General features: G+C 72.6%; 6 protein-coding genes. 2 read left to right on the top strand and 4 right to left on the bottom strand.

Annotation, left to right across the window (positions count from 1 at the left end):
- Nucleotides 1-39 precede the first annotated feature (39 nt).
- Nucleotides 40-834: a thioesterase II family protein gene (locus tag OG500_RS11015; protein ID WP_329579233.1), complete on the bottom strand. Its 795-nt coding sequence runs from the start codon at nt 832-834 to the stop codon at nt 40-42.
- 548 nt (nt 835-1,382) lie between these two features.
- Here OG500_RS11015 and OG500_RS11010 point away from each other — a divergent pair.
- Entirely contained in the window at nt 1,383-2,171 is a 789-nt protein-coding gene (locus tag OG500_RS11010; protein WP_329579230.1) for an SDR family NAD(P)-dependent oxidoreductase, read from the top strand.
- Between the two features lie 89 nt (nt 2,172-2,260).
- Entirely contained in the window at nt 2,261-2,797 is a 537-nt protein-coding gene (locus OG500_RS11005; protein ID WP_329579227.1) for a GNAT family N-acetyltransferase, read from the top strand.
- Here the strand turns inward: OG500_RS11005 and OG500_RS11000 are convergent.
- The 3 genes from OG500_RS11000 to OG500_RS10990 form a co-directional block, all read right to left on the bottom strand.
- Nucleotides 2,781-3,509, bottom strand: a complete 729-nt coding sequence (locus OG500_RS11000) for a class I SAM-dependent methyltransferase (RefSeq protein WP_329579224.1) — start codon at nt 3,507-3,509, stop codon at nt 2,781-2,783. The two genes, OG500_RS11005 and OG500_RS11000, sit on opposite strands and share 17 nt — an antisense overlap.
- Entirely contained in the window at nt 3,506-4,369 is an 864-nt protein-coding gene (locus OG500_RS10995) for an alpha/beta fold hydrolase (protein WP_329579221.1), read from the bottom strand. The genes OG500_RS11000 and OG500_RS10995 overlap by 4 nt, the downstream gene beginning before the upstream one ends.
- A gap of 678 nt (nt 4,370-5,047) precedes the next feature.
- On the bottom strand, nt 5,048-7,840 hold the full coding sequence (locus OG500_RS10990) for a helix-turn-helix transcriptional regulator (protein WP_329579218.1): 2,793 nt from the start codon (nt 7,838-7,840) through the stop codon (nt 5,048-5,050).
- Nucleotides 7,841-7,872 lie beyond the last annotated feature (32 nt).

Below are 7,872 nucleotides of genomic sequence, written 5' to 3'. Positions count from 1 at the left end.
GAGCAAGGCAGCGCTGGACGTCGCGCTCGCGCTGGCCCCCTACCGTGGTCGGGCAGGACCCGTCGCGGTGGCCGGTCCGCTGCCGAGGCTTGCGAAGAGGTGCGCCAGCAGCTCCTGGCGGTGGTCTGCGAGGTAGAAATGACCGCCGTCGAACGAACGCACGGTGAAGGTGGCAGCGGTCACCGACGACCACGCCGCAACGGAATCGCGGTCCAGGTCCGCCTCGTCGTCGCCGTAGTAGGCGACGACCGGGGTGTCGAGGGGGGCGTGGCTCGTCAGCGCCCGGTAGCCGTCGACCAGACGGTAGTCGGCGCGGATGGCGGGGAGCACCAGCCCTCGCAGCTCCGGGTTCGCGAAGGTCCGCGCATCGGTGCCGCCCTGCAGGGCGATGTCTTCGATCAGTTCGTCGTCGCTGGCCAGGGAGAGGCTCCGGTGCTTCTCCCGTCCGGGTGCCGGGCGGCTGGAGACGAAGAGCCCGGCCAGGACGGCACCGTGCGCCGCCCGGAGCCGCAGGGCCACCTCGTAGGCGACCGACGCGCCCATGCTGTGACCGAACAACGCCAAGGGGGCGTCGAGGAATCGGGAGCACCCGTCGGCTATCGGGTCGGCCAGCTCCGCCATGGTCCCGGCCGGCGGGTCGAGGAGCCGGTCCTCGCGTCCGGGATAGCGGACAGCGATGAGCTCCACGTCGTCCGGCACGAACTCGGCCCACGAGCGGAAGAAGCTCGCCGCCCCTCCCGCGTGGGGAAAGCAGATGATCCGGACACGTGGAGTGGGACAGCGCTGCACGGTCCGAAACCATCGATCGGCCGAACCGTTTTCGGTACTGCGCATGCCCACTCTCCTCGACCGGTGCGAATCAAAGGTTCGTTCAGCCCCTGTTGCCGCCTGATTCACTACCGGGCCATTCATCGTCGTGCACGTTCTTCCCGGGTGCTGTGCGGAGAGTCCCGGAATTCTGCACGCGTTCGGCAGTGTTCATGATCAGCTTCGCGATGCTACAAGGCGGCTTGTCCGGGCTGCAAGGGCGAACCCGCCGCGCTCGGCTCCCGCCTGCCCACCGGTGCCGCACTCCTGGCCGTGGCCGCCCTCGGCATCACGTGATCAAACCGGGCAGATCCACTGAATGGCGCCGCCCTGCACGAAATCCTCCCTTAATGTCTTCGGCTTCTCCTTCGGCGGGCGTCAGTTCCGCGGACCGTAGCTGTCGCTGCATCAACTCGCTTACGCAGATGGTTGGACAGATCATTCTTCAGGGGATACGGTGCATCTCCTGAGGCTCTGCAGTACCCGAGGATGGCAAACTGCGCGGAATGGCCGTGCTTCGGTCGCCCTTTTCGCGGGCCCGGATCCGTCATTCATTCCGATCAGGAGGCCTGTGGGTGAAGAGTATTCCGCAAGCGTCTGCCGCTCTTGTCACCGGAGCCTCGTCCGGATTCGGAGCAGCGATCGCCCGATCCCTCGCCAAAGAGGGCCGGCCGGTCATCGGGCTGGCCCGGCGCTCCGCACGGCTTGAACAGCTGCGCGAGGAGATCGGCGCGGACCTGTTCCACCCGGTCGCGGTCGACGTACGTGACGCCGATGCGGTGGCGGCGGCGCTCGACGGCCTGCCGGAACGATTCGCCGACATCGGCATACTCGTCAACAATGCCGGTCTGTCCAAGGGATTCGGCCCGGTCCAGCACGCGGCCTCCGCGGACTGGCAGGAAATGGTCGAGACCAACATCAACGGTGTCCTCAACTGCACCAGGGCAGTGCTGCCGCGCATGCTCGCGGCGGGATACGGCCACATCGTGAACCTGGGCTCGATCGCGGCGAGTTATCCCTACCTCGGCGGCAATGTGTACGGGGCCACCAAGGCCTTCGTGCGGCAGCTCAGTCTCAATCTGCGTACCGACCTCGACGGCACGGGCCTGCGGGTCACCTGCGTCGAGCCGGGCATGGCCGAGACGGAGTTCGCGCTGGTGCGGTACGACGGTGACCAGGACCGCGCGCGTGCGCTCTACGAAAACCTCACGCCCCTGAGTGCGGAGGATGTCGCGAACGCCGTCGTGTGGTGTCTGGCCCAGCCTGTTCACGTCAATGTCAACCTCATCGAACTCATGCCGACCCAGCAGCTGTTCGGTCTCGGTTTCAGTGGTGCTGCCGTCCCGGAGAAAGTCCGGAAATGAGCCTCGGGGTCCGGAGCGCTGATGCCGGCCGCCGCCCCTGCCATTCGATGCCGATGAACCCGGAACCGACAGCCTCCGCCAGGACCTCCGTGCGCGGGGCGCGCGTCGGCGACATCGAGGCCGTCATCCGGCTGTCCGAACCGCATGCACGCACCGGTGCGCTGCGACGGCGCTCGCCCGATGATTTCGTCCGGCAGCTGGGCGACTACCAGGTGGCCGAAGCCGACGGCGCGGTCCGCGGTTGCTACGCCTTGGAACTGATCGACGGATCCGAGCGGCGCTGCGCATTCCTGTACAACCTGTGCGTGGACGAATCGTGGCACGGTCGGGGGCTCGGCAGCCGGCTCCTGGGGCACGCGGTCGACCGGCTGGCCGAACGCGGTGTCACCGTCCTCTACACGGCGACGAACCGGCGCGACCGCTGGTTCGAGCAGCGCGGGTTCCGGCTCCCGGAGCCCAGGTCGGCCGAGCCTGAGGTGAGCCGGCGGCTGGTGCCGGAGCGGCGCTCCCGGCTGCTGGAACTGGACCTGGCCGCAAGCGCGGACCCGCACGTCGTGCGTGGTGCGGCCGGATCATCGCTCGACTGCCGTGACGGCGGGGATCCGCTCCTCACGTCCCACGCTTGACGCCGCCGAAGATCGCGTGACCGGCCTCCAGCCAGTACGCGTCGACCTGGGCGAAACCGGCCGCCCGCAGCCAGTCCAGCTGGTCCACCAGGGTGGACGGCTGGTCCAGCGGGTCGGGGAACTGACAGCCGTTCCACTCCAGTTCACGGAACGTGCGGTGGAGCCCGGTGTCCCCGGTGGCCTGGCGGGACTGCGCCTCCACGGCCTCGTCCCACATCCGCCGGGCCAGGTCGAGACCGAGGTCGCCGGCGGGCTCGACCAGGTCGACGACCACGAAGGCCCCGCCCGGACGGAGCATCGCGTACACGTCGCGGAAGAGCGCTTGCTTCCCCGGCCCGTCCAGGTGGTGGATGGCGAGCGAGGACACCACCGCGTACGGGGCTTCGTCCCGCTCCCGCCAGTCGGTCGCGCCCAGGTCGAACCGCTCGGTGCGGAAGCGCCCGCCGTACTCGGCCAGTTCGCTGGCCGCGGTGGAGAGCATCGCGGGGCTGAGGTCGAGGCCGGTCACCGTGACCGAGGGGAAGGCCTTGAGCAGGGTGCCGCTCAACCGCCCCTCCCCGCAGCAGAGATCGAGCACCACGGCGGGGCCCTCGGGCGCCCGGATGACCGAGGCGACCACGTCCGTCCGGGTCTGCCGCTCGGGGGCGGAGTACTCCCCGTACGCGACGAAGTCGTCGGAGTCCTGCTCCTGCCACTCGGCCCCGGTGCTCACGGCTGCGTCCTTTCGGCGGTGCCATCAAGGTTTTCAAGGAAGTCCAGTACGGCGCGGCGTACCGGCCCGGGCGCGTCCACCTGCGACATGTGACCCGCGCCGGGGAGCACCCGCACCCGCGCACCCGGGATCACCGCGGCGAGCTCGTCCGCGTGCTCGGGCCCGGCGTACGGGTCGCGGTCGCCGGTGAGCACGAGGGTGGGGCAGGCGATCGCCGCGGCGGCCCAGGTGACGTCGAGCCGCGGGAAGACCTGCTGGTTGAAGAAGAGCGCGGCGTCCGGGTTGACGGTCAGCGTGCGGCTCAGGGCCGCCCAGTCGGCTCCGGCGGTCTCGGGGCGAGCCAGCCAGAGCGGCAGGATCTCGGCGATCCGCCGGCCCAGTTCCCGGGGTGAGGAGTACGCGTCGCCGTCCGGCTCGTCGAGTGCGGCCAGCGCTGCCGCGACACCCGGCTCGCCCTCGCGGGAGGCGAAGAACTCGGCAGCCCGCTGCTCGGCCCGGCCGCCGCCGTAGGCGGGGGTGTTCAGCAGGACCAGCGCGTTCACCCGCTCGGGATGGGCAGCCGCGTACCGTGCGGCGACGATGCCGCCGTGCGCGTGCCCGAGCAGGTCCAGCCGCTCGAGCCCGAGGTGACGGCGGGTCAGTTCGAGGTCGGCGACGTAGTCGTCGATCCGATAGGCGGCGCGATCCGCGGGGGCCGGCGAGCGGCCGGTGCCGCGGGGGTGGAGCAGCGTGACGGTGCGGCTGCCCGAGAGCTCGCGCAGGCTCCGCAGGTAGTCGGGAGGGAAGCCGGGTCCGCCGGGCATGCAGACCAGTCGTTCCCCGCTGCCTTCTTCTTCGAATGCCAGGACTGCGGCGGTCATGGTGTGGGTTCCTCGGGGATCAGGAAGCGGGCGCTCAGTGCGGGGATCGTCCGTGCTGGAATCCGTGCTGCGATCCGTGCTGGGATCCGTGGGACGAGCCGCGGTACGAGCTGCGGTACGAGCCGTGGCGCGGGCCGCGGTGGGCTCCGCGGTGCGGTTCACGGGTGGTTCACGTGTGCTGCGCCCGGCCCTGTGCGGGCCGGACCCCGAGCGTGTCGGACGCGGTGCCGTGCTGGTCGGGGGCGGTGCGGCGGCAACACTGCCAGACCCGGGCGGCGGCGGGCCAGCACGAGTTTCGGCCACCCACCGCCGCCGGATCGGTGAACGGCCCCGCACCGGAGGCCTGTCCGACGGCGCCTGCCGATCCGCGGACCGGGCCGCCGAGCCGCCCCGGCGTCCGCCTGCGGCGGTGCTCCGGGTCCGGTCCGCGGCGTGGCGCAGGGCCGACGGGATGGCCGGAACCGGGCGATTACCTAATCACGGCGCCCGGTGGGCGCGTTGGGTTGGGTAGCCGGAACGCGTAGTTCTACGGATGGTCGGTGCCGCGGCATCGGCCACAGTCGTCGTGGGCACCCGATCCCGGACCGAGAGGCGACGACCAGGCGATGGCGGCAATGGCGGCAATGGCTGCGAGGTCGGCGAGGTCGGCGATGGCTGCGACGGACGACCGGGCCGGGGTCACCCCGACCCCAGCAGCGCGCGGGTCAGGCTCGCCCGGTTGGAGACGCCGAGCTTGCGGTAGATCCGGCCGAGGTGGCTGTCGACCGTGCGCACGCTGAGGAAGAGCGTGCCGGCGATCTCCGCGCTGGTCAGGCCGGTGCTGGCGAGGCGGGCGATCTCCCGTTCCCGTCCGGTGAGCGGGCTCAGCACAGCCGGGTCCGCACCGCCCCGGGCGTCGGAGGCGACGGGCGGGACGGGAGCGGCGGTTGCGGCGGGAGCGGTCGGCACGGAGCTCAACCGGGCACGCTGGTGGGCGACTTCGTCGGCCAGCCGGGCCGAGTCGCACTGCTGGGCCAGCGCCGCGGCGCGGTCCAGCCACCCGTCCACCTGCTCGGTCCGCCTGGCGTCCAGCGCGAGCGCGGCCACCGCGACCAGCGTGCGGCCCACCTCGATGCGCTCACCGCCGACGGTGAAGTCCGCGACCGCCGCCAGCCCACTGTGCCGGGCCCGCTCGAAGTCCCCGAGCATGCTGTGGGCCCACATCCGGGCGCGTGCGGCGTACCCGCGCCGACTCGCGGAAGGCAGCTCGTCGACCCGGGCCTCGGCGAGCCGAGCCCACTGCTCGGCCGCCGCCCGGTCGCCCTCGGCGACCGCGGCCCGCACCAGGGTCTCGTAGCAGCGCGGTTGGCGCCAGGTGGTGATCCGGGGCAGCTCGACGCCGCCCGCGGCCTCCAGCAGCAGCCCGCCCGCCCGGGCCGGATCACCGGTGAGCAGCAGGAGTTCGGCGTAGAAGCAGCGGACGTTGACGGCCCAGGCGGTGGGCCGGCCGTCGGCGAGCGCCGCGGCGCGATCGGCCGACGCGAGCACCTCGCGCCACCCGGTGGAACCGCCCTTCCACAGCAGGACCTCGGCGCGGACCATCGCCAGCACCGCCTGGATCGCCGGGTTGCCGTCGAGCTCGGCGTGCCGGTCGGCCTCGTCGAGCGTGGCCAGCGTGTGGCGCAGGTTCCCGCTGCGCAGTTGGGTGTTGGCCAGCGCCATCAGGAGCGCGGGTCGGATGTACGTCTGGCCGGTGCGCCGGGACAGCGCCGCGCCCCGGGTGAGGTGGCGCTCGGAGGCGGCCAGGCGGCCGAGGATCCCTTCGGCCATGCCCACCTGGTACAGGGCCTCCAGATTGGTCAGCAGGGTGGCGTCGGAGGTGGCGTCGACGAGTTCGACCGCGCTGTCCGCCGTGCGGTCGGCCGCCGCCAGGTCCCCGGTGAACAGGTGGGCGAGCGAGACCTGGGCCAGCGACTTGGCCTCGTTGACCCGGTCGTGGTTCCGGCGCGCGATCGCGGCGGCCGTCTCGGCGTGCTGCCGGCAGCTCTCGTAGTCCTGCAGGTCGTAGGCGCAGTCGGCGAGTTCGGCGTGCAGTGCGGCTGCGGTGGCGCCGTCGCGGTCGGCCAGGGCCGCGAGCCCGGCGCGGGCGACGGCACCGGCCTCGGTGTAGCGGCCGAGCTGGCGTTCGACCCGGCTCGCATCGGCGAGCGCGGTCAGGTCGTGACCCTCGTGCGGAGGCCGGCCGCCGACGGGCCGGCGCAGCGCGTCGAGCAGGGCCCGGCTCTCGGCGGCGTCGCCGGTCAGCAGCCGGGTCTGGGCGAGCAGCACCCGCGCTTCGTGCCAGTGCTCGCCGCCCTCCCGGAGCAGCGGCAGGGCGACCTCCAGATACCCGGCCGACACCGCCGGAGAGGTGTGCAGCGCGTCCCGCGCGGCGGCGATCAGGGTGGTGAGGTGCTCCGGCTCGTTCGGGTCGAGGGACCGCGCCACGTGGTGGGCCCGCCGGGCGATCGGCACGGCCAGCTTGGCGAGCGCATCCGCCGAGCGGCGGTGCAGGTCCTGGCGCCGACTGGGGCCGAGCTGCTGGTAGACGACCGCACCCACCGCCGGGTGGCGCAGGATCATCTTCGCCCCGACCTCGGCGGGCCGCACCAGGTCGAGGCCGGTGAGCAGGTCCAGCGCCCGCATGGTCTCGGTCAGCTCCAGCTCCAGGGCCGCGGCGAGCAGCTCCGGGTGGAACGCGTGATCGAAGACCGCCGCGGCCTGGAGCACCGTGAGCGCGGTGTCGTCGAGGCCGGCCAGCTCACCGAGGATCGCCGTGCCGGCCGCGGCGATCGCCCGGTCGTCGGCGGCCATGATCCTCAGGTACTGCGGATTGCCCTGGCCCTCGCGGTGGAGCTCGTCGAGGTCGGGGCGCTCGCCGAGCAGCTCCCGGGTCGCCGCCCGGGAGAGCGGCCCGACCTCCCACACCTCCAGCAGGCCGGCGGACATCGCGCGGGACAGCACGGCGGCGAGCGCGGGCGAGAGCTGGCGCTGCCGGTAGGCCAGCAGGCAGAGCAGCGGACCGGTGGCGGTCGCCCGGAGCAGCTGCTCCAGGCCCGGGATCTGATCGGCCGCGAGGTGGTGCAGGTCGTCCACGGCCACCACCGCGGCGCCGCCCTGCGCCACCTGCGCGCGCACGTCGCAGTGCCCGCCCAGCAGTGGCCGCAGGCCCGGGAGCGCGGGTGCGATCGCGTGCTGCCCCTGCGCCGCCTCCACCCGCACTCCGGCGGCCCTGGCGTGCGCGACGGCCGTGAACATCAGCGCGCTTTTGCCGATGCCCGGCTCCCCGACCAGGGCGATCGCCCGTCCGCCCGCCGTCTTGAGGCCGCCCAGCACCTTCAGCAGGGCCTCGACCTCCCCCGCCCGCCCGGACAGCTGCCGCCCCCCGGCGGGCACCCCCCACGCCGGTGAACCCTGGAGAAGGGTTGCGCCGTTCCGTATGTCATCCGCCATGACCGGCACCTTAGTGGTACCGGGTGTCAGGG

Origin of the sequence: Kitasatospora sp. NBC_01250 (genome assembly GCF_036226465.1) — a bacterium.
Classification (GTDB): Bacteria; Actinomycetota; Actinomycetes; order Streptomycetales; family Streptomycetaceae; genus Kitasatospora.
This window is presented reverse-complemented; position numbering and strand designations above follow the sequence as displayed.